Genomic DNA, 21,653 nt, shown 5'->3' with positions numbered 1-21,653 from the left:
CTTTGTCTGGGGAAGTTCGCGAAGCCCACTTCCCCAGACAAAGCCACCCCGCCGGGCAAGGCCCCAGCGCGAGACCGTCCCGGATGCCTACCTACTCGTTGTCGCCGGCAGTTAGCTGCGTTGCGGAGAGTGCGCCGTCGGCTGCCGTTGCGGCAGCGGCGTCGGGCCAGACCCAGTCGGTAAAGGCCGGGTGATCGAAGCCCTCATCGCACGCGAACTCAAAGGCCTCGGTGCGGAATGCCTCCCACTTATCAATCTGCTCGGCAAACTTATCGGCGTCGACCATGCGCAGCACGTCGGCGGCCAGTGTCCAGCGGTCCATGTTGTTCAGGCGCAGCATGTCGAACGGCGTTGTCGTGGAGCCTTTCTCCTCGTAGCCGTGGACGCGGAAGGCATCGTGGCCGGGGCGGTTCCAGATCAGGCGGCGAATCGTGCCGGCATAGGCGTGGAACGCGAAGAGGACGGGCTTCTCGCCGCAGCCGAACAGCTCAGCCCAGCGCTCGTCGCTGAGAGCCTGGTCGTTCTCGCAGACGTTCTGGATCTTGAGCAGATCGACCACGTTGACGAACCATACCTTGATGCCCAGCTCGCGCAGCATGTCGGTTGCAGCCAGAGCCTCGAGCGTCGGCACGTCGCCGCAGGTGGCGACCACGACATCGGCCTCGGCGAGCGAATCGGCGGTCGATGCCCACTCCCAGGTCGCAACGCCCTCGGCGAGCTCCGCCTTGGCCTCGTCGACCGTCTGGAAGGTCGGAGCAGGCTGCTTGCCGCAGAAGATGGCGTTGACGCAGTCGGTGGACTGGTAGACGCGCTCGGCAACGGCAAGGGCCATGTTGGCGTCGGCCGGATAGTAGGCATTCACGATGTGCGTGTCGTTGGCCTTGTTGAGCAGCAGGTCGATAAAGCCGGGGTCCTGGTGCGAGAAGCCGTTGTGGTCCTGACGCCAGACGTGGCTCGACAGCAAAATGTTAAGGCCGCTGATGGGGGCACGCCACGGAATCTCGCGCTTGGTAGCCTCGAGCCACTTGCAGTGCTGGTTGACCATGGAGTCGACCACATGGACAAAGCTCTCGTAGGAGCTCCACACGCCGGAACGGCCAGTGAGCACGTAGGCCTCGAGGAAGCCCTCGCATTGGTGCTCGGACAGCTGCTCGACGACCTTACCGGAGCCTGCCAGCAGCTCGTCGTTGGCCTCGTCCTCGTAGAAGCCGGCGTCCCACTGCTTCTTGGTCACCTTGTAGGCAGCCTGCAGGCGGTTGGACGCGGTCTCGTCGGGACCAAAGATGCGGAAGTCATCCATGTTCTTGGCTAGAACGTCGGCAGTGTACTCACCAAAGACGCGGGCGGCCTCGGTGGAGCCCCAGCCATGACCATTAGTGTCGACGGGGACCTCGTGGGCATGAATATCGGGCAGCTCGAGCTCGCGACGCACCTTACCGCCGTTCGCGTTGGGGTTGGCGCCGACGCGCAGCTCGCCGGTCGGCATAAAGGCCGTCACCTCGGGGCGCACCTGGCCCTCGGGCGTAAAGAGCTCCTCGGGCTTGTAGGAACGCAGCCACTCGCGCAGCACGCGGAAGTGCTCGTGGGTGTCCTTGGCACTCGCCAGCGGCACCTGATGCGCGCGCCAGGAGTCCTCGGTCTTCTTGCCGTCGATCTGCTTGGGGCAGGTCCAGCCCTTGGGCGTGCGGAACACAATCATGGGGTAGGCCGGGCGGACCACGGTCTCGCCTGCGGCGGCCTGGGCCTGCGCGGTTGCCTTGATGTCACAGATCTCATCGAAGACCTGCTCAAACAGGGCAGCGAAACGCGCATGAATGCTTGCGTGGCTCTCGTCGTCAAAGCCGGCGACAAAGAAGTGCGGCTTATAGCCCATGCCCTCAAAGAACTTGGTGAGCTCCTCATCGGACACGCGGGCAAGGATGGTGGGGTTGGCGATCTTGTAGCCGTTGAGGTGCAGGATCGGCAGGACGATGCCGTCGGTTGCCGGGTTCACGAGCTTGTTGGACTGCCAAGAGGTCGCGAGCGGACCGGTCTCGGACTCGCCGTCGCCCACCACGGCCACGGCCAGCAGGCTCGGGTTGTCCATAACGGCACCGTAAGCGTGGCTGAGCGTGTAGCCGAGCTCGCCGCCCTCGTGGATGGAACCGGGCGTCTCGGGCGCAAAGTGGCTCGGGATGCCGCCGGGATAGGAGAACTGGCGGAAGAACTTCTGCAGGCCTGCCTCGTCATTGGTGATGTCGGGGCGAATCTCGCGGTAGGTGCCGTCGAGCAGCGACTGAGCAGTACCGGCGGGGCCACCGTGACCAGGGCCCATCAAGAAGATAGCATTCTGGTTGTGGTCGGCGATCAGTCGATTGACGTGACCGAGCAGGAAGTTGATGCCGGGCGTGGTGCCCCAGTGGCCAACCAGGCGGTGCTTAACGTCCGGACGACCGAAGTCGCGCACCTCACCGGTTTTCTCGTCGACAAAGTCGGGGCGCATTAGCGGGTTAGAGCGAAGGTAGATCTGACCGACGGACAGATAGTTCGATGCGCGCCAATACAGGTCGACGCCCTCGAGCTCGGAAGCCGGCACCTCGTGGCCCAGCTTTTGCCACGGCGTCCCCAGTGTTTTAGCCATTGTTTATGTCCCTTCGCTGTGCGGTCACCCTCCAATACGGCAACCTTTCGTTGGGACCAGTATATTTGCTAAAACGTTTTATCATGGTGAAAAAACGTTTTACCACCCTTATCAATCCCATCGATTAGCAAAACGCGACATTCACCTGCGGCGTTGATTGTCACAGGTGCTCCACATTCGGTCTCTGCAAATTGGTAAACGTGTTTAGTTGTGTTTAGTAAGCTCGAGCACGCTGTCCTTAACGATAAGCTCCGGCTCCAGAACGACCTCTTCGGCACGCCTGCCGCCCCTACCGGCAAGACGCTTGGACATGCAGCCAAAAGCATGCTCCGCAAGGACACCAGGGTCCTGCTCAATCGCGGTCAGTGCCGGCTCAAAGAGAACGTCGGCCGCCGAGTTGTCATAGCTCACCACCGAGATATCGCCCGGGATGCTCTTCCCCATCTCGTGCAAGCGCTTGAGCAAACCGAGGGCAATGTTATCCGAGCTTGCGAACACGGCAGTGGCGTCAGTTGCGAGCACTGCCTCCGAGGCCTCGTATGCGCTCGGAATGTAGTACTCGCTCTCAAACTCCAAACGCGCGTCGATCGGCAGGCCAACCTCGCGCAGCGCGCGCTCATAGCCGGCAAGTCGCTTGCGACCCGTATTGGAACGGCGGGCATTAACCAGGCAGGCAATACGGCGGTGGCCTTGCTCGATCAGATAGCGGGTGGCCATATAGCCGCCCATCTCGTGGTCGAACATCACCTTGTCGCACTCGAGCCCCTCAATAGCACGGTCGACCATTACGGCCGGGATGGGCAGATGGCTCACTTCCTCGCGCAGGGCACGATCGTCGGAAAACTCGTCACCCACCACCAGAAAGACGCCGTCGACGCCGCGCGTCACCAGCTGGCGCAGGAGCTCCAGATCGTCCTCGGCGCTTCCGCCCGAGCTGGTAATGAAGAGCGCATAGCCGTCCTCGCGACAGCGCTTTTCCAAGCTGCCGGCGAGCGAGGCAAAAAAGCGGCTCTCGATATTGGGAACGATAAGGCCCAGCGTGCGCGACTCGCGCATGACCAGGCTGCGCGCGATCTGGTTAGGAACATAGTGGTTGCGCGCCGCAACCTCCTTGATGAGCTTGCGGTTTTCTTCCGAGATGCGACAGGGCCGATTATTGAGAACAAGCGAGACCGACGAAGGGGAAAGCCCCACCTCCTGGGCGATCTGCTTGAGGGTGACTTTGTTGGCCATCTCGCTCCTTCCGGGTTTACGCGCAATCTCTTGAAAGTATAGCGACTGCCCATCTACCTCGGTGATAAACACTTTACCAATCCGGTGGACGGCTGTTTTATCGCCGTCAGCGCACCAAATCCGTCCAGGTGGGGTATATTGCAATCGATTGATGACAACAACCACCAAAAGGCGGATATTCGTATGCACGAGAACGACTTTTTTAACGAGGACCTGCTCTGCGCGCTCGCCGGCGTTGCCGGCGAGGACAACGTACTCATGAGCGAACCCATGCGCGAGCACACCACGTTTAAGATCGGCGGCCCGGCCGATGTCTTTGTCACGCCCGACACCGAGCAGGGCCTCGTCGCCACGCTCGACACCTGCTACCGCTGCAATCTGCCACTCACCATCGTGGGTAACGGCTCCGACCTACTCGTCGGTGACAAGGGCATCCGCGGCGTCGTCGTAGCGCTGGGCAAGGGCCTCTCCGACATTACGGTCGACGGCACGCACGTCACGGCGGCAGCCGGCGCCTTACTTTCCGACGTTGCGGCGGCTGCCGCCGAAGCCTGCCTCACCGGTATGGAGCCCATCTCGGGTATCCCCGGATCGGTCGGCGGCGCCTGCTACATGAACGCCGGCGCCTACGGTGCCTGCATGGCCGATGTGCTGGAATCTGTACGCGTCTACAAGCCCGCCCGCATGCTCGACGACGGCACCCGCGGCAGCGGCAATATCATCGAGTTCGATGTCGATGAGCTCAACCTGGGTTACCGCAAGAGCCGCATCGCCGACGACGGCTTTATCGTGCTTTCGGCCACTTTCAATCTCGCCCCGGGTAACGCCGCGATGATCAAGGCCGACATGGACGACTACCGCCAGCGCCGCGAAGACAAGCAGCCGCTCGACATGCCGAGTGCCGGCTCCACCTTCAAGCGCCCCGAGGGCCACTTTGCCGGCAAGCTCATCATGGACGCCGGCCTGCGAGGACACGCCATTGGCGGCGCGCAGGTGAGCGAGAAGCACTGCGGCTTCATCGTCAACGCCGACCACGCCACCGCCGCCGATGTCGACGAACTCATCCGCCACATCCAAACAACCGTCAAAGACCAATTCGACGTAGACCTCGAACCCGAAGTCCACCGAGTCGGCGAATTCCTCTAAAAAAGAAGGCCCCGAAAGGGGCCTTCACTTTCTTTAATTCAGACAACCAGTCCGGTGTGTCGCGCCCCGAACCCAAGAGGGCCGGGACAGTCCGAGAGGCATAAGGTTGATCGCGAGTTCCGCACGAGCCGGAGAGCACTTAATGTGCTCTCCGTGCGAGCAGGACTGTCCGAGCAGGCAACCTTATGCCTCTCGGACAGTCCCGGCCCAACTTGCGTTACGACAGCGCAATACCGCCAAGCCAGCCCCAACGCACGCCAGAGCCAGTACCATAAAAGCTGATGAACGAATCAAGCGACTTAGACGTAATGGCACCCTCGTTGCTCATAACGATGCCGCCGCCAACGTAGATACCCACATGACCGTAGATAAGGCCCGGAGCACCCGTGCCGCTGTGCGAGGAATCGGCCACGATCATGCCCACCTGCAGCGCCGAGCGGTCGGAGCTATAGCACCAGGCGTTGAACATGTCACACGCGTTGCCGCCAAAATAGCCCACGCCGGCATTGCGGAAGACGTTGGTAACCCAGGCAGCACACCAGCCCTGGCCGGGAGAAGGCGTCGAGTAGCACGCATTGACGACGGCCTGCTGCTTGCCCGAACCGCCCGTCTGTTGCGGGGTGCCGCCGGCATACGAGCCGCCACCCGAGCTCGAGCCACCCGAAGAAGAGCCCGTGTTCGCAGAGGCCGCGGCTGCCGCAGCCGCCTTCCTAGCGGCCTCCTCAGCCTGGGCGGCAGCGAGGATCTCGGAATCGCGCTGAGCCATGAGTTCCTTGACGTCGTCGGAAAGACCGTTCAGCACGGTCTGGACTTCTTGCTGCTTGGCCTGCATATCCTGCATCTGAGCCGTCTGCTGGTCCTTGAGTTTCTCCAGGTCGGCCTTTTGTGATTCGAGCTCGGTCTTCTGTGCGTCGAGCTCAGCCTGAATCGTCTGGATATCCTCGATGGCATCGCGGTCGCTCTTGTTGATCTTCTCAACGTAATGCGCGTTGGCGACGAGTTCCTCAAACGAGCCAGAGGCCAGCAGCAGCGACAGGATGTTCGTGCCGCCGGACTTGTAGCTGGCGGCCACGCGATCGGAAAGGTCGTTGCGCTTCTTCTTGAGCTCGGCCTTCTTTTCATCGATCTGGGCCTGCGTGTCGTCAATCTTGCCCTGGACATTCTCGATGTCGTTGAGGGTCTGGGCATTCTTGTTGGCCAGCGCCGCATACTCATTTGCGATGCTGTCGAGCTGGGCCTGAACCTCGTCGAGCTGGGCCTGGGCGGCATTCAATTTATCGGTGGTTTCTTTGGAAGCCTCCGCCGCATGGGCGCGAGTGGGCAGGCCAAAAAGAACTGCCGCAGAAGCGGCGCCGAACAGGGCCTTAAGGGCAGTGCGGCGCGAGAGCTCCTGGGAAAGGATGGAATCGCTGTTTGGTGACATATGTACTCCGTTACATGCTTATTTATATGTCGCTCAACTCATACATATTAGCGTACATATGGCGCGTCCCAACGATTTCCACGAACGGCAGGAAACTACAAGGTCGGCGGCTCGTAAGCAATTGTCAAATTTGAGGTAACAATTGAGCAAGCTCTTATATGAGTACGTTAACATAATCCTCTGCTTTTCCTACAGTGCACCATTTGGGCGTCCCCGCCTGCGCTATACTCCCCTCTAGAAGTGTTCCTGATTCGATAGGAGACTACATGTCCAAAGCACTCGACCCCAAAGACACCTGCGTCCTCGTTACCGGTGGCGCCGGCTTTATCGGCTCGCACACCGTCGTTCAGCTGCTCGAGGGTGGCTACCAGGTCGTCATCGTCGATGATCTCTCCAACTCCAGCGCCGTCGCCGTCGACCGCGTCAAGACCATCGTGGGCGACGAGGCCGCCAAGAACCTCACCTTCTACGAGGCCAACGTGCTCGACCGCGATGCGATGAACAAGATCTTCGATACCCATCAGATCGACCGTGTCATCCACTTTGCCGGCTTTAAGGCCGTCGGCGAGTCGGCGAGCAAGCCCGTCGAGTACTACCACAACAACATCGAGAACACCCTGGTGCTCATCGACGTCATGCGCAACCATGGCTGCAAGTCCATCATCTTCTCGAGCTCCTCGACCGTCTACGGCGACCCGGACAACCCGCCCGTCACCGAGGAGGATCCTAAGAAGCCCGCGACCAACCCCTATGGTTGGACCAAGTGGATGATCGAGCAGATCCTTATGGACGTCCACACCGCCGACCCCGAGTGGGACGTCGTGCTGCTCCGTTACTTCAACCCCATCGGCGCTCATCCGTCGGGCCTGATCGGCGAGGACCCCAAGGGCATCCCCAACAACCTGGTGCCCTATGTCGCCCAGGTCGCCGTGGGCAAGCTCGAGGCCGTTCAGGTCTTTGGCAACGACTACCCCACCCCCGACGGCACCGGCGTGCGCGACTACATCCACGTGTGCGATCTGGCCTCTGGTCACGTTGCCGCCCTTAACTGGATGAACGGCAAGACCGGCGTCGAGATCTTTAACCTGGGCACCGGCACCGGCACCTCGGTACTCGAGGTCGTCGCCGCCTTCTCCAAGGCTTGTGGCAAGGAGCTGCCCTACGTGATCCGCGAGCGCCGCGCCGGCGACATCGCTGCCAACTGGTGCGATGCCTCCAAGGCCGAGCGCATGATGGGCTGGAAGGCCCAGTACGACATCGCGGACATGTGCCGCGATAGCTGGAACTGGCAGAGCCACAACCCCAACGGCTTCGCCGACGCCGAGTAGCAAAAACCTACATACCGCTCTTGCCCCGATCTCACGTTGTGAGGTCGGGGCTTTTTCATGGCATGCAACCATTCGCCGAAAATCGACCAACTTTTTTATCTTGCCTGTACATGTTTAAACAACATGTTTTACAATAGGCGTATCAGATCAGAACATCGGAGGCGGACTGCACATCCATCGGCAGGCCGACCCCACAACAAGAAGGTTGGTGAGCGCATTCATGGAGCGTGCAAGCGGCGTCCTCATGCCCGTCTCATCTCTGCCCGGACCATACGGAATCGGCGGCTTTGGCTGGAATGCCTACGACTTCGTCGATTTTCTCGCCTCGTGCAAACAACATTACTGGCAGATTCTGCCCCTTACGACGACCAGCTATGGCGATTCGCCCTATCAGTCGTTCTCGGCCCGCGCTGGCAACCCCAACTTTATCGACTTTGCCGAGCTTATCGAGGCAGGGTATCTGGAGCAGCGCGATATCGATGGCGTGTATCTGGGATCCGACCCCAGCAATGTCGACTACGGTGCTATCTTTGGCGGCCGCCGTCAGATTCTCGACCGCGCCGCTGAGCGCTTTGCCGCCGACAAGCCAGCCGATTTCGATGGCTTTATCCAAGCCAACGAGGACTGGCTCATCCCCTACTGTGAGTTCATGACCGTCAAAGAGGAGTGCGGTCTCAAGGCGTTTTGGGAGTGGCCCGCGGAGCTCCGCACCCGCGGCGAGGCTTCCGCCAAGGTCTGCGCCGACCATCCGGCGCGTATGCTCTACCACCAGATGACGCAGTACTTCTTCGATCGCCAGTGGAGCCGCCTCAAGGCCTATGCCAACGAGCGCGACATTCTCATCATCGGCGACCTGCCCATCTATGTCTCGCGTGACTCCGTCGAGATGTGGGCGACACCTGAGCTCTTTAAGATCGACGCCGCCGGCAATCCCGTGAGCGTCGCCGGCACGCCGCCCGACCAGTTCTCGGCCACCGGCCAGTACTGGGGCAACCCCATCTACGACTGGGACGCCATGGAGTCCGACGGCTTCTCCTGGTGGGAGGGCCGCATTCGCGCCGCCCTCGACATGTACGACGTCATCCGCCTGGATCACTTCCGCGGCTTCGAGGCCTATTGGGAGGTGCCGTTCTCCTCGCCCGATTCGTCCTACGGTTCGTGGACGCAGGGTCCCGGCCTCAAGTTCTTCAAGACGCTCGAGGAAAAGCTCGGCACGCTGCCCATCATCGCCGAGGACCTGGGCTTCCTCACCCCCGGCGTCATCGACATGCGCGACAACTCGGGCTTCCCCGGCATGAAGATCCTGCAGTTTGCCTTTGAGGGCACCAACTCGTACTACCTGCCGCATAACTACATCGCCAACACCGTCGCCTACGTGGGCACCCACGACAACGAGACGGCGCGCGGCTGGTTTGAGGGAACGGCCACCCCGCGTCAGCGCGAGCAGGCAGCCCTGTACACCCATCAGCAGGCCGGCGAGCCTATCACCGACGCACTCAACCGAACCATCGCAGCCAGCGTGAGCGACACGTGCATCTACACCATGCAGGACCTGCTCAACTTGGGCAACGAGGCGCGCATCAACACCCCTGCCACACTGGGCGGCAACTGGACCTGGCGCATGCTCGACGGCGCCATCACCCGCGAGCTCGAGCACAAACTCACCGACTGGACCGAGACCTACTTCCGCATCCCGTCGGAAGCCGAAATCGAGCTTCCTCAATAGGAGCTACCGCGCCTGACCCCTCCCCACCGTGCGGACGCGCTTGCTTTTCCCGCGCGAGGCCACCCCAATCCCCTCGCGCGGGCTTCTTATGAATTGCAGACATGAAACAACCCATCACAGGAGAAAACATGCCCCAAATTAACCTCATGGAACTCGCCGAGCAGTCTTTTGGCACCTCGCTCGAGCAGCTCGACGACCGTCGCATTTACAAGCTGCTGGTCAAACTCGTGCAGGAGCGCTCCGCCGCCCGCCCGCTCAACAACGGCAAGAAAAAGCTCTATTACATTTCCGCCGAATTTTTGATCGGTAAGCTGCTCATCAACAACATGATCGACCTCGGCATCTACGACGAGGTTAAGGACCAGCTCACCGCCGCAGGCCACGACCTCAACAAGATCGAGGAATTCGAGGTCGAGCCGTCACTCGGCAACGGCGGCCTGGGCCGCTTGGCCGCATGTTTCCTGGATTCCATCGCCACGCTGGGCTTGACCGGCGATGGCGTGGGCCTCAACTATCACTACGGTCTGTTCCGTCAGCGCTTTGTCGACAACCAGCAGAAGGCCGTCCCCGACGAGTGGCTCGGTGAGCAGGACATCCTAGTCGACGATGACCGCTCCTACACCGTCGAATTCGGCGATTTTGCCGTTACCTCCAAGCTCGTCAACATCGATGTGCCCGGTTACGGCCAGCCCACCAAGAACCGCCTGCGCCTTTTCGACCTGGCGAGCGTCGACGACGGCCTGGTCCCCGGCAGCTCCATCGACTTCGACAAGACCGAGATCGCCAAGAACCTCACCTTGTTCCTCTACCCCGACGATTCCGACGAGCAGGGCCGCCTACTTCGCATCTATCAGGAGTACTTCATGGTGAGCAACGCCGCCCAGCTCTTGATCGACGAGGCCGTCGAGCGCGGCAGCAACCTGCACGATCTGGCCGATTACGCCGTTGTCCAGATCAACGACACGCACCCCACCATGGTCATCCCCGAGCTCATTCGCCTGCTCACCACCGAGCACGACATCGAGTTTGACGAGGCCGTTACCATCGTACGCTCCATGGTCGCCTACACTAACCACACGATTCTTGCCGAGGCGCTCGAGAAGTGGCCGCTCACCAGCCTGCAGAAGGTCTCCCCTGCCATCGCCGACATTATCGTCAAGCTCGATGAGATCGCGAAGGCCGAGCACGATGACCCGCGCGTCGCCATCATCGACGAGCACGACACCGTCCACATGGCCCACATGGACATCCACTTTGGCTTCTCCATCAACGGCGTAGCCGCCCTCCACACCAAGATCCTGGAGGACACCGAGCTTCATCCGTTCTACGAGATCTATCCCGAGAAGTTCTCCAACAAGACCAACGGCATCACCTTCCGCCGCTGGATTCATGGGGCCAACCCCGCGCTCGCCAGCCTGCTCGACGATGTGATCGGCACCGACTGGCGCAGCACCGGCGATCTGAGCAAACTCGCCAAGTTCGCCGACGACAAGGACGTTCTTGAGCGCCTGGCCGCCACCAAGGTCGAGGCCAAGGCCATCATGCGCCAGTTCATGGCGCTCGAGCAGGGCGTGACCATTCCCTCCAACGCCATCATCGACGTCCAGGTCAAGCGCATCCACGAGTACAAGCGCCAGCAGATGCTCGCGCTCTACATCATCTGGAAGTACCTCGATATCAAGAACGGCAACAGACCTAAGCACCCCGTCACCATCATCTTTGGCGGCAAGGCGGCGCCTGCCTACACTATCGCGCAGGACATCATCCATCTGATCTTGACGCTGTCGCAGTGGATAGCAAACGACCCCGACGTGGCTCCCTACCTGCAGGTTGTCATGATCGAGAACTACAACGTCACCGCCGCCGAGCGCGTGATCCCCGCCGCTGATATCTCCGAGCAGATCAGCCTGGCCTCCAAGGAAGCGAGCGGCACCTCCAACATGAAGTTCATGCTCAACGGCGCCCTAACCCTGTGCACGCTCGACGGTGCCAACGTGGAGATTGCCGAGCTCGTGGGCGACGAGAACATTTATACCTTTGGTGCCTCGTCCAAACAGGTCGAGCAGCTCTATGCCAACGGCACCTATGACGCCGGTGTGCTCTACCGCAAGCCCGGCATTAAACTGCTGGTGGACTTCATCACCAACCCGGCCTTTATGGCGACCGGCAATGCCGAGCGCCTGCAGCGCCTGCACGACGACATTAAGGGCAAGGACTGGTTTATGGCCCTGCTCGACATTGAGGAGTACATCCAGACCAAGGAGCGCGTGCTGGCCGACTACGAGGACCAGGACGCCTGGATGCGCAAGGCGCTCATCATTATTGCCAACGCCGGCACCTTCTCGTCCGACCGCACCATCTCCCAGTACAACGACGAGATCTGGCACCTGAACTAATTTCGCTTCCCTTACCCATCCTCTTGAGAAACGGAGTCGTGGCGACACGGCTCCGTTTTTTGTGCCCGCACGTTACCCTGTGACCCGACTCGGCCAAACAATCTCGATCTGTAACAACTACTCAACCAAAACGATCCCAGCTGTTACAGATCGAGACATACCAGCCCCACCCTTTGGGTTTATCTCGATCTGTAACATCTAGCAGCTGAAATTCGCCTTTGGTGTTACAGATTTAGATGAAATGGTTAGCTCGGCGGAACCGTCTCGATCTGTAACATCTAACGTCCGAAATCGGCCCTACCTGTTACAGATCGAGACAAACGACCGGCCAGACAACCCCAACACAAAGAAAGGCTCCCCTCTCGCCCAGTGGACGGGAGGGGAGCCTTATATGTGACCGCGGCAAAAGGATGGCAATACCGCAGTCGCCCAAAGGGAGGGCCTGGATGCACCGGGCCTAGATAAGGTTCTTGCCAGAGACCTTATCGAAGAGGTGGGTCGCGTTCTTCTCGAACTTGAACCAGATGGTGTCGCCAGCCTTGAGCGCGCCCTTGGCCTCGAGGTCGACGACGGGGATAATCAGAACAAACTGGCCGTCGGGAGCGGTCACGTGGACATGCTCGGTCGAGCCCATGAGCTCGGTCACCTCGACGGTACCCTGGAGCGCGCCCTCCTCGCCCTTGTCGGCAAGCAGGATCTGCTCGGGACGCACGCCGGCCGTAATCTCCTTCACGTCGCCGCCGTCCCAGTTGAGGGCAAGCTGAGCGCAAGTCTCGGGGGCGAGCGCCACGTTCATATCCTCGGTCTTGACGGTAAAGCCGTTGCCCGAGCGCACCAGCTGGGCATCGAAGAAATTCATCTGCGGCACGCCGATGAAGCCGGCGACGAAGATGTTCGCGGGATGGTTGAAGACCTCCTGCGGCGTGGCGATCTGCTGGACAACGCCGTCCTTCATGACCACGATGCGGTCGCCAAGGGTCATGGCCTCGGTCTGGTCGTGAGTAACGTAGATGAAGGTGCCCTTAATCTCGTGACGCAGCTTAATGAGCTCGGCACGCATCTGGTTACGCAGCTTGGCGTCCAGGTTGGACAGCGGCTCGTCCATCAGGAAGACCTTGGGGTCACGCACGATGGCGCGGCCGATAGCGACACGCTGGCGTTGGCCGCCGGAGAGCGCCTTGGGCTTACGGTCGAGGTACTCGGTAATGCCCAGAATCTCGGCAGCGGAGCGAACCTTGCGGTCGATCTCGTCCTTGGGGACCTTCTTGAGCTCAAGCGTAAACGCCATGTTCTCGTACACCGTCATATTGGGGTACAGAGCATAGCTCTGGAACACCATGGCGATGTCGCGGTCCTTGGGTGCCACGTCGTTGACGCGCTTGCCATCGATGAGCACATCGCCCGAGGTGATGTCCTCCAGGCCGGCGACCATGCGCATCGTCGTGGACTTGCCGCAGCCAGAGGGGCCAACGAGGACGACGAACTCCTGGTCGTGAACGGTGAGGTTGAAGTCCTCTACAGCGAGCACACCGTCCTCGGTAACCTTGAGGTTGTGTTTCTTCTCCTCGGTCTTCTTCTTTTTGCCAAAGAAGCCCTTCTTTTTTGACTCGTTGTTGGGATACACCTTCTGAACATGTTTGAGAACGATCTCGGCCATGTCTCTACCTTTCGATACGCGGCGCCGCGCTGAGGGGCGCCGCAGAAACTTGCAAAACAGTTACGGCATCAGCCCTTGACGGCACCTGCCACCACGCCGTCGATGATGTACTTCTGACAGAGGATGTACATGATGACGATGGGGATAACGACCATCATGATGCAGGCCATCATGGGGCCGAGCTCGACGTGGCCGTAGCCGCCGCGGAAGTACTGGATCAAGATAGGAATGGTCTTGTACTTGGTGGAGTCGAGCGTAAGGTAGGGCAGCAGATAGTCGTTCCAGACCCACATGGTCTCGAGGATGCCGACCGAAAGATAGGTGGGCTTCATGATGGGAAGGACGATCTTAAAGAACACCTGGACCGGGTTGCAGCCATCAATCATGGCCGCCTCCTCGATCTCGAGCGGGATGTTCTTTACAAAACCGGCGAACATAAAGACCGCCAGGCCCGCGCCAAAGCCGAGGTAGATAAAGCAGATGTTGAACGGCGTGTTGAAGCCGATGCGGTCCGCCAAATTGGACAGCGTGAACATGAGCATCTGGAAGGGCACGACCATCGAGAACACGAACAGGTAATAGAAGAAGTTCGAGATCTTGTTGTTGACACGAACCACGTACCAAGCGCACATGGAGCAGCACACCAAGATCAGCACGACCGACGTGACCGTGATGATGAGCGAGTACATAAATGCCGAGGCAAAGCCCTGCTCGTTAAGGGCGTGCATGTAGTTTGCGAGGCCGTTGAACGTCTCGGGCGTGAGCAGATCGAACGCCGTGGTGGTGCTGATTGCGGTCGCTTTCTTAAAGGAATTGAGCGCAATCATGAACACGGGGTAGATCCACGCGAGCGACAGAATCGTAAAGAAAATCGAGAGCGCGCGGTTGATAACCTTATCGCGTTTCATTACTGCTGCACCTCCTTGGACCTCGTGGCCTTAAGCTGAATCATGGAGATGGCTACGACCAGGATGCAGAAGATAACCGCCTTGGCCTGACCGATGCCCTGCCATGCGATACCGGCACGCGAATAGAACGTGTTGTAGATGTTCAGGGCGAGCATCTCGGTGGAGTGCGCGGGAGCGCCGCCGGTAAGGGCGAGGTTCTGGTCGAACAGCTTAAAGCCGTTGGTGATGGACAGGAACAGGCAGATGGTGATGGTCGGCATCAGGTTAGGGATCTTAACCTTCCAAAACGTCTGCCATGCCGTGGCACCGTCGACCTTGGCGGCCTCGATGTAGTCGGACGGAATGGACTGCAGACCAGCGATGTAGATGATCATCATGTAGCCGACCTGCTGCCACAGGGTCAGGATGATAAGGCCCCAGAAGCCAGCAGCAGAGTTAAGGGCGATGAGCTGGGCGCCCACGTTGGAGAGCAGGCAGTTGATCAGAATCTGCCAGATGTAGCCCAGCACGATGCCGCCGATCAGGTTAGGCATAAAGAAGATCGTACGGAAGATGTTGGTGCCCTTGAGCGCTTTGCGGGTGAGCGCCTGCGCGATGGCGAGGGCGATCACGTTGATGAGCACCGTCGACAGGAAGGCAAACGCCACGGTAAAGAAGAACGACGTGGCAAACTGCGGATCGGACAGTGCGCGCACGTAGTTCTCAATACCGACAAAATGCGCGTTGTTAATGGTAATAAACTGGCAGAACGAGAGATAGAAGCCCTGGATAAAGGGAATCACGAACCCGATCATAAACGCCAGGCACGTGGGCAGCATAAAGAGCGGCCACCAGCGCTTGAGTGCTTTGCCCATAGAAGGGTCCTTTCAATATGCAGGGGGCGGGCAAACCAACGTCTGCCCGCCCCCTGTCGCTAATCAGATAGCTTGGGCAGCAACTACTTACTCGGAAGCAGCCTTCTCGGTCTTCCAGCCATCGACGAAGGCGTTCTTGACGCCGTCCCACTTGCTGTTATCGGCAGCGTAGGCAATCAGAGCCTGCTTGAGGTTCTTCTTCCACTCCTCGGAGGGGATGTAGACGAAGTCCCAAGCGACGGTCTTCTTGCCGTCCTTGGCCATGGCAACGGCCTGCTGCGAGAAGACGTTGGTGGTTTCCTTGGCGCTCTTGAACGGAGCGGTCAGACCCATCTTGTCGGCGATGATGCTGGTCGGGGTGTCAGCGGTGACGCACCAGTACATGAAGTCCTCGGTGGCCTTCTGGGCATCCTCGGAAGCCTGGGAGCTGACGCACCAGTAGTTCTCGCCGCCGGAGCACAGGCCCTGGTTCTCCTCGCCGTCGACGCCGATGTAGATCGGCAGCATGCCGAGCTGGTCGTCGGTCATACCGGCCTTGGTGAGGTCAGCGTATGCCCAAGAGCCGTTCTGATAGAAGACGGCCTTGCCGGTTGCGAACTCGTTGGTGGCGTCGTCGCCGGTCTTGGAGGCAAGCTGCGAAGGATCGCAGGTGGAGTCGGTGATGTACAGGTCGAAAATCTGCTTGAAGTTGTCGAGATACTCGCCCTTGATCTCGTCGTCCTCCTGGTTGTGCTCCTTCTCGAACTCGTAGTAGAGCGGGAGGTTGGCGAGGTGGGTGGTGTAGCGCCAGCTGGAGGAGTCATCCATGCCGGCAGAAGTGAAGGCACCCTCAACGCCAAGCTCGTCCTTGCGGGCCTGGATGTCGTCGGCACAAGCCTTCAGCTTGTCGAAGGAGTTGATGTCCTCGGCCTTGTAGCCAGCCTTCTCGAGCAGCTGCTTGTTGTAAATGATGCCGTAGCTCTCCTGGACCCAGTCGATGCCCAGATCCTTGCCATCGGACTGCAGAGCCAGGGAGTCGTCAATGAGCTCACCGCGGAGCTTGGTATCGGACAGGTCGGCGCAGTAATCCTTCCAGTTCTTAAGACCGGTGGGGCCGTTGACCTGGAACAGGGTCGGAGCGGAGCTCTTGGACATCTCGGACTTGAGCTTCTCCTCGTAGGTGTTGGAGGCAGCGGTCACGATCTTGACCTCGACGCCCTTCTCCTTCTTATAGGCCTTGGCGATCTCCTTCCACTCCTTGTCGACCTCGGGCTTGAATTGGAGGAAGTAGACCTCGGCAGCGTCACCAGAAGCAGAGGAGCCGGAGCCGGCGGAGCCACCGCAGCCCACGAGACCCAGACCAAGAACCGCAGCCGCGGAACCAGCAAAGCCCAGGAACTGCCTTCTGCTCATTTCGTTCTTCATTACAATCCACCCTTTCACACCGTGGCGGCACCCTTTGCCGCCGCCTTCGGAGATTGGCTCGGGGACTTTGCCCCTTTTGCTGATTTGTACAATACGCTATTTGGCTAGTTGTTTGAACAAGTATTACTAGAGCGGTAGAAAAACTTCGGTGAACGGTAATATTCAACTTGATACTTGACAAGTTTTGTATAAACAATTATTTGTTATCGAATGCAGAGAAAACGCCCGGTCAAGCCGATGCATCGTCGGTTTGACCGGGCGTTTTCGCTTTGAGGGCATAAGTCTCGTCAGGCTGCGAGCTAGCCGGCTATCGCTTGGAGTTGACGCGGTAGTGGAAGATCTCGGGATGCGTGCGGGCATGCGTGACCTCAAACAAGATGCCGTCCGAGGTGTACGACTGGCTCTCCATGACGGCGACACAGTTGTACTTACCAAGGTCAAGATAGCTGCAGTCCTCATCGTTGGCGAGCTCGACACTCACCGTACGACGGCTCGCCATCACTTTGACGCCGCGCTTGTGCTCCAGATAGCCGTAGATAGAATCCGCCGCGATCTCGGGCGTCAGACCCTTGGCGATCGACTCCAAAAAGTAACCATGGTCTACTTGGCGCGCATTGCCGTTAAGGCTTCGGACACGCACCACGCGAATCAGCTCCTCGCCCACCTTAAAGCCCAGGCGACGAGAGAGTTGCTCAGTGCAAATCAAATGTTCAAAAGACTTGACCTCGGTCGATGCGACGGCATTGTTGCGTTTTGCGAACTCGCCAAACGACTCAACCTCTTCGAGTGCGCCCAACATGTCGGTTTCGCCCTTAAGCCAAATAACGCGCACGCCCTTGCCGTGTATGGGCTGCACAAACATCCCGTCGGCCAGCATACCCAAGGCGCGACGGACGGTATTGCGCGTGCATCCGAACTCCGCGGTCAGCTCGGCTTCGGTTGGCAGCATCTCCTGAAACGCATAGGTCCCGTTAATGATGCGCGAACGGATCTCACGGTAGATTCCTTCGTAAATCGCTTTTGGCATGACTTCACCTCTACATTGTTCATTTCCGGCTAGGCACGATAGCATTTCTTAAAGTTGTTTAAACCGAATATCGGTAAAGCGACAGGATTTAACCGTTGACGGTTTCTGTCATGCCCAAATCGGTTTCGCTCAAAACTGCCGGTACGACAATCGTCTGGTCCTCTACAATGAATCCATTGTTTAAACGTTTCCCCACGCGCAACGCGCCTCGATATTCGGAAGGCAGAACATGCTGCAAAAAATCCAACGCTTTGGCGGGGCAATGTTCGCGCCCGCCATGCTGTTTTCTATATCAGGCCTCATGGTCGGCGTCTCCGCTCTCGCAACGACTGCGGACATCGTCGGCGATCTCGCCGTATACGGAACCCCTTGGTACGCTTTTTGGACCATCATCCAGCGCGGCTCGTGGACGGTCTTTAAACGCCTCCCGCTCCTTTTTGCCGTAGCGCTGCCCATCGGTCTTGCCCAAAAACAACCGGCTCGTTGCTGCCTCGAGGCTCTCGTCGCCTATTTTGCCTACTGCTTCTTTTTGAGCGAGATCATTAAGCTGAGCGGAGACAATCTTGGACTTAAGTACCCGTCGTCTTTGACCTCCGCTAGCGGCATCACCATCATCGACGGCATCAAGACGCTCGACACCGGCATTATCGGCCCGCTGGCGGTATCGGCAACCGTCGTCGCCATCCATGACCGCTTCTACGATGCCAAGGTTCCCGATTGGCTCGGCACCTTCTCGGGCTCCTCGCTGGTCTACCTCATCAGCTTTTTTGCCGTGTTTGCCCTTGCCGCTATCTCGGCCGCCATCGTGCCCTCCGTATACGCAATGACCGAAACGCTGCGCCATGCACTTACGAGCGTCGGCCCCTTTGGCGTGGGCATCTTTGTGCTTTTGGAGCGAGCGCTCGAGCCCATGGGGCTGCACCACCTGCTCTACATGCCGATCTACTACGACAACCTGGTCATTAACGACGGCATCTACGCCACGTGGAGCAGCTTGCTCCCCATCCTCTCCCATAGCACGCGCCCCCTTAATGAGCTTGCGCCGTGGGCCGGTTTTACCGCCACTGGCTGGGTCAAGCTCTTTGGCCTTCCTGCCATCGCAGCCGCGTTCTACTCCACCGCAAAACCCGAGCGCCGCGCCGGCCTCAGGGTCATCCTTGTTCCCGCCATCATCGCCTCGGTGGTTTGCGGCGTTACCGAGCCACTCGAGTTTCTCTTTATGTTCACCCACCCCGGGCTCTTTTTTCTCTACGCCGTCTTATCGTCTTGCCTTGCCACAACCATGAATCTCTTTGGCATCGTCGGCATCTTCTCGGGCGGCCTCATGGAGATGGCAGCCTTCAACTTTATTCCGCTCATGCGCACGCATGCCGGTGCCTATCTTTTGGCGCTCGGTATCGGCCTTGCCTTTAGCCTCATCTTTTTTGTTAGTTTTCGAGCACTCATCTTGGCCTATGACCTTAAGACGCCGGGCCGCGAGGATCATGTCGCCAATCGCGCGGCAATCGATCGTTTAACGGAAAGCGGCTTTGCCAAAGAGCAATCTCCCAACGACGAGGCCGATAGTCGATCCGATCAAGATCACGTCCTCGCTGAGCGGGTAATTCAGCTTTTAGGTGGCGTTGGCAATATCGTGGGCGCAACCAACTGCGCCACGCGTCTGCGCGTCGAGGTCGCAGACCCTTCCATCGTTGCAGATAACGCATCGTTTGTCGCGGTGGGCGCCAAGGGCCTCATCATTACGGGCAAGACCGCCCAGGTGATTATTGGCATCTCCGTTCCCCGCGTTAAAGAGCATTTTGACCAGATCATGGGCCTCGAGCCGGGATTTGTGCCCACCACCTCGGCCTCCCCTGCAGCCAGCGCAGCCCATAAGCGCGGCGATATCTGCTTCTTCGATATCGACGGAACACTCGCCTGGCAAGACCCTCGAGTGGCACAAGAGCTTCCCGAGAGCGAGCGAGACCTCTCCCCCTATCCCAATGAAGCGGTCTCGCAAGCCATCCGTGATTTTGTCGCCAAGGGCAATATGGCGTTTATCTGCACAGGGCGCACGCTGAGCTGCATCCATCCAAAGCTGCTCGAGCTGCCCTGGACCGGCATCGTCTGCCTCGCGGGTGGCTATGTCGAACTTGAGGGACACGTGATTCGCGATTTGGCGATGACGCCCGGCATGCTGCAGCGCCTTGCTCCCATTCTTGAGCAATCGGACGAAGTGATTCGTTTTGAGGGACTCAATGGCGTCGTTCGCATGAGTGCCGATGCGCCCGACGCCCCGGGATACGCCCGCACCGTGGGCGATGCAATTACACAGCTGCAACATTACAGCGCCTACAAGATCTTAATGTCCACGTCGCTTGCCAACCGCATCGCTCAGGATCAAGCGTTTGAGCCGCTACTCTGCTTTAACGAGCTCGAGCTCGAAGTGACCGAGATTTCGCCTCGCGAATGCACCAAGCGCGAGGGTATCCAGTCCGTACTCGACGCTCTCGACCCCAACCATGGAATGGTGTATGGCATCGGTGATGCCAGCAATGACGTCTCGCTGATGAACGCCGTCGACGTTGGCATCGCCATGGGCAACGCGCCGGACTTCCTCAAGGAAAAGGCCGACTATGTCACCGACAGCATCGACCACGACGGCGTCGTCACCGCGCTCGAACACTTTGGGCTTATCTAGCCAAGCCCCTACCGCACTTGCGGCCGCATGGACCAATCGTCTTCAACCGCCGCGCTCGACGCCCTAATGTGGCAATATGTTGTCTGCATAATGCAACGATGCAACCTATCAAAGAATGCGAGAACCCGTGTCCAGTCCGTTTACCAGCTTTTTAGCCCAGCACTTTGACCAGATTAACGACTATCTGGCCACGTTCTTTGACGGACAGGCGACTTCCGCCGATATCGAGCGCTACCTGTATACCCCGCTCTCGGCATTTACGGCAAACGCTGGCAAGCGCCACCGCCCGCTCATCTGCATGCTCGCCGCCGCTGCGGTAGGCGGCAGCTTTGAGAGCGCCCGCAGCGCAGCGGCGGCCATCGAGCACTTTCAGTCGGGCGCACTCATCCACGACGACATCGCCGACAACGGGCAGATTCGTCGCGGCAAGCCCTGCATGCACCTTACCGAGGGCACCGGTCTTGCCATCAACTGCGGTGACCTGGCGCTCACCATGGTCACCAAGACGGTTCTCGACGACCCCACGCTGGAGTCCGACGTGAAGCTTCGCGTGCTCCACGAGCTTACCGAGATGATCGTCCGTACCATCGAGGGCCAGGCGCTCGACCTGGGCTGGGTCCGCGACGGGCGCTTTGACATTTCGGTCGACGATTATCTGGACATGGCGACGCACAAGACCGCGTACTACAGCGGAGCGACGCCGCTTGCCGCCGGAGCCATTATCGGCGGCGGCAGCGAAGAGCAGATTGAGGCACTGCGCGCCTTTGGGCTGCACACGGGCCTTGCCTTCCAGATTCAAGACGACCTGCTCAACTTGATCGGCACCAAGGAGGCCGCCAACAAGGACTTCCGCACCGATATCACCGAGGGCAAGCGCACCCTCGTTGCCGTGCATGCCCTGTCTGATGAGCGCCATCACGACGAGGTCGAGGCAATCCTTTCCTCGGGCACCGAGGACCCCGCGCAGCTCGCGCGCGCCGTGGAGATCTTCCAGCAGACCGGCTCCATCGAATATGCTCACGCCTACGCGCTGGACCTGACCGCAAAAGCCAAGGCTGCCATCGAGAACGTTGAGCTTGACCCGCACGCACGCGAACTGTTCCTCTCCATGGCAGATTTCTTTGTGGAGCGCCTCAACTAGCGGGGGTCACAAAACCTGTGGGCAGCGCGTTTGGGTACAAGTTGCTACACTGTTGAGTGCATGTTTATGCATTGTCTCGCGTTGTCTATCCGACACGCGCTCAAAATAGT

At 59.4% G+C, this 21,653-nt stretch carries 14 protein-coding genes; 6 read left to right on the top strand and 8 right to left on the bottom strand.

Annotated elements, in window-relative coordinates:
• Window positions 1-91: 91 nt before the first annotated feature.
• Together DWZ01_RS09800 and DWZ01_RS09795 are read right to left on the bottom strand one after the other, a co-directional pair.
• The gene (locus DWZ01_RS09800; RefSeq protein WP_117848875.1) at window positions 92-2,620 is read right to left on the bottom strand and encodes a phosphoketolase; all 2,529 of its coding nucleotides are present in this window, start codon (window positions 2,618-2,620) and stop codon (window positions 92-94) included.
• A 204-nt stretch (window positions 2,621-2,824) separates the two neighbouring features.
• Window positions 2,825-3,853, bottom strand: a complete 1,029-nt coding sequence (locus tag DWZ01_RS09795; RefSeq protein ID WP_117848873.1) for a LacI family DNA-binding transcriptional regulator — start codon at window positions 3,851-3,853, stop codon at window positions 2,825-2,827.
• Between the two features lie 183 nt (window positions 3,854-4,036).
• Between DWZ01_RS09795 and murB the strand changes: the two genes are divergently transcribed.
• Window positions 4,037-4,999, top strand: a complete 963-nt coding sequence (gene murB / locus DWZ01_RS09790) for a UDP-N-acetylmuramate dehydrogenase (RefSeq protein ID WP_117848872.1) — start codon at window positions 4,037-4,039, stop codon at window positions 4,997-4,999.
• Window positions 5,000-5,216: 217 nt separating this feature from the next.
• On the opposite strand, the gene DWZ01_RS09785 is transcribed toward murB, so the two are convergent.
• Window positions 5,217-6,422 carry a CHAP domain-containing protein gene (locus tag DWZ01_RS09785; RefSeq protein WP_117790814.1) on the bottom strand — a complete coding sequence of 402 codons (1,206 nt, stop codon included), beginning with the start codon at window positions 6,420-6,422 and terminating at the stop codon, window positions 5,217-5,219.
• Between the two features lie 266 nt (window positions 6,423-6,688).
• Here DWZ01_RS09785 and galE point away from each other — a divergent pair, with 266 nt between their 5' ends.
• The 3 genes from galE to glgP all read left to right on the top strand — a co-directional run bounded on the left by galE (window position 6,689) and on the right by glgP (window position 11,872).
• Window positions 6,689-7,750, top strand: coding sequence for a UDP-glucose 4-epimerase GalE (galE, locus tag DWZ01_RS09780; RefSeq protein ID WP_117848870.1), 1,062 nt, complete (start codon window positions 6,689-6,691; stop codon window positions 7,748-7,750).
• A 220-nt stretch (window positions 7,751-7,970) separates the two neighbouring features.
• Complete coding sequence (gene malQ, locus DWZ01_RS09775) at window positions 7,971-9,476, top strand: 4-alpha-glucanotransferase (RefSeq protein ID WP_117848868.1); 1,506 nt, start codon at window positions 7,971-7,973, stop codon at window positions 9,474-9,476.
• Between the two features lie 128 nt (window positions 9,477-9,604).
• Window positions 9,605-11,872 (top strand): glycogen/starch/alpha-glucan family phosphorylase, encoded by a 2,268-nt coding sequence (gene glgP / locus DWZ01_RS09770; protein ID WP_233506205.1) that lies wholly within the window; start codon window positions 9,605-9,607, stop codon window positions 11,870-11,872.
• 457 nt (window positions 11,873-12,329) lie between these two features.
• Here the strand turns inward: glgP and DWZ01_RS09765 are convergent, their stop codons facing one another.
• The 5 genes from DWZ01_RS09765 to DWZ01_RS09745 all read right to left on the bottom strand — a co-directional run bounded on the left by DWZ01_RS09765 (window position 12,330) and on the right by DWZ01_RS09745 (window position 17,722).
• A complete protein-coding gene (locus DWZ01_RS09765) occupies window positions 12,330-13,529 on the bottom strand; it encodes an ABC transporter ATP-binding protein (protein ID WP_035137764.1) in 1,200 nt (399 codons plus the stop codon).
• A 68-nt stretch (window positions 13,530-13,597) separates the two neighbouring features.
• Window positions 13,598-14,437 carry a carbohydrate ABC transporter permease gene (locus DWZ01_RS09760; protein ID WP_022095055.1) on the bottom strand — a complete coding sequence of 280 codons (840 nt, stop codon included), beginning with the start codon at window positions 14,435-14,437 and terminating at the stop codon, window positions 13,598-13,600.
• A complete protein-coding gene (locus DWZ01_RS09755) occupies window positions 14,437-15,291 on the bottom strand; it encodes a carbohydrate ABC transporter permease (RefSeq protein ID WP_117759387.1) in 855 nt (284 codons plus the stop codon). The genes DWZ01_RS09760 and DWZ01_RS09755 overlap by 1 nt, the downstream gene beginning before the upstream one ends.
• Window positions 15,292-15,378: 87 nt before the next feature.
• Window positions 15,379-16,695 carry an ABC transporter substrate-binding protein gene (locus DWZ01_RS09750; protein ID WP_117848864.1) on the bottom strand — a complete coding sequence of 439 codons (1,317 nt, stop codon included), beginning with the start codon at window positions 16,693-16,695 and terminating at the stop codon, window positions 15,379-15,381.
• Between the two features lie 307 nt (window positions 16,696-17,002).
• Window positions 17,003-17,722, bottom strand: coding sequence for a GntR family transcriptional regulator (locus DWZ01_RS09745; RefSeq protein WP_117848862.1), 720 nt, complete (start codon window positions 17,720-17,722; stop codon window positions 17,003-17,005).
• Between the two features lie 229 nt (window positions 17,723-17,951).
• Here DWZ01_RS09745 and DWZ01_RS09740 point away from each other — a divergent pair, with 229 nt between their 5' ends.
• Together DWZ01_RS09740 and DWZ01_RS09735 are read left to right on the top strand one after the other, a co-directional pair.
• The gene (locus tag DWZ01_RS09740) at window positions 17,952-20,402 is read left to right on the top strand and encodes a PTS transporter subunit EIIC (RefSeq protein ID WP_117848860.1); all 2,451 of its coding nucleotides are present in this window, start codon (window positions 17,952-17,954) and stop codon (window positions 20,400-20,402) included.
• A 127-nt stretch (window positions 20,403-20,529) separates the two neighbouring features.
• Window positions 20,530-21,543 carry a polyprenyl synthetase family protein gene (locus DWZ01_RS09735; protein ID WP_117848858.1) on the top strand — a complete coding sequence of 338 codons (1,014 nt, stop codon included), beginning with the start codon at window positions 20,530-20,532 and terminating at the stop codon, window positions 21,541-21,543.
• The last annotated feature ends 110 nt before the right edge of the window (window positions 21,544-21,653 follow it).

The sequence above is a fragment of the Collinsella sp. AF28-5AC genome, assembly GCF_003457875.1.
In the GTDB taxonomy this organism is placed as follows: domain Bacteria; phylum Actinomycetota; class Coriobacteriia; order Coriobacteriales; family Coriobacteriaceae; genus Collinsella.
This window is presented reverse-complemented; position numbering and strand designations above follow the sequence as displayed.

Coding starts and splice junctions, on each gene's coding strand:
- DWZ01_RS09800 (WP_117848875.1), bottom strand. CDS start 2,620: ATGGCTAAAACACTGGGGACGCCGTGGCAAAAGCTGGGCCACGAGGTG.
- DWZ01_RS09795 (WP_117848873.1), bottom strand. CDS start 3,853: ATGGCCAACAAAGTCACCCTCAAGCAGATCGCCCAGGAGGTGGGGCTT.
- murB (WP_117848872.1), top strand. CDS start 4,037: ATGCACGAGAACGACTTTTTTAACGAGGACCTGCTCTGCGCGCTCGCC.
- DWZ01_RS09785 (WP_117790814.1), bottom strand. CDS start 6,422: ATGTCACCAAACAGCGATTCCATCCTTTCCCAGGAGCTCTCGCGCCGC.
- galE (WP_117848870.1), top strand. CDS start 6,689: ATGTCCAAAGCACTCGACCCCAAAGACACCTGCGTCCTCGTTACCGGT.
- malQ (WP_117848868.1), top strand. CDS start 7,971: ATGGAGCGTGCAAGCGGCGTCCTCATGCCCGTCTCATCTCTGCCCGGA.
- glgP (WP_233506205.1), top strand. CDS start 9,605: ATGCCCCAAATTAACCTCATGGAACTCGCCGAGCAGTCTTTTGGCACC.
- DWZ01_RS09765 (WP_035137764.1), bottom strand. CDS start 13,529: ATGGCCGAGATCGTTCTCAAACATGTTCAGAAGGTGTATCCCAACAAC.
- DWZ01_RS09760 (WP_022095055.1), bottom strand. CDS start 14,437: ATGAAACGCGATAAGGTTATCAACCGCGCGCTCTCGATTTTCTTTACG.
- DWZ01_RS09755 (WP_117759387.1), bottom strand. CDS start 15,291: ATGGGCAAAGCACTCAAGCGCTGGTGGCCGCTCTTTATGCTGCCCACG.
- DWZ01_RS09750 (WP_117848864.1), bottom strand. CDS start 16,695: ATGAAGAACGAAATGAGCAGAAGGCAGTTCCTGGGCTTTGCTGGTTCC.
- DWZ01_RS09745 (WP_117848862.1), bottom strand. CDS start 17,722: ATGCCAAAAGCGATTTACGAAGGAATCTACCGTGAGATCCGTTCGCGC.
- DWZ01_RS09740 (WP_117848860.1), top strand. CDS start 17,952: ATGCTGCAAAAAATCCAACGCTTTGGCGGGGCAATGTTCGCGCCCGCC.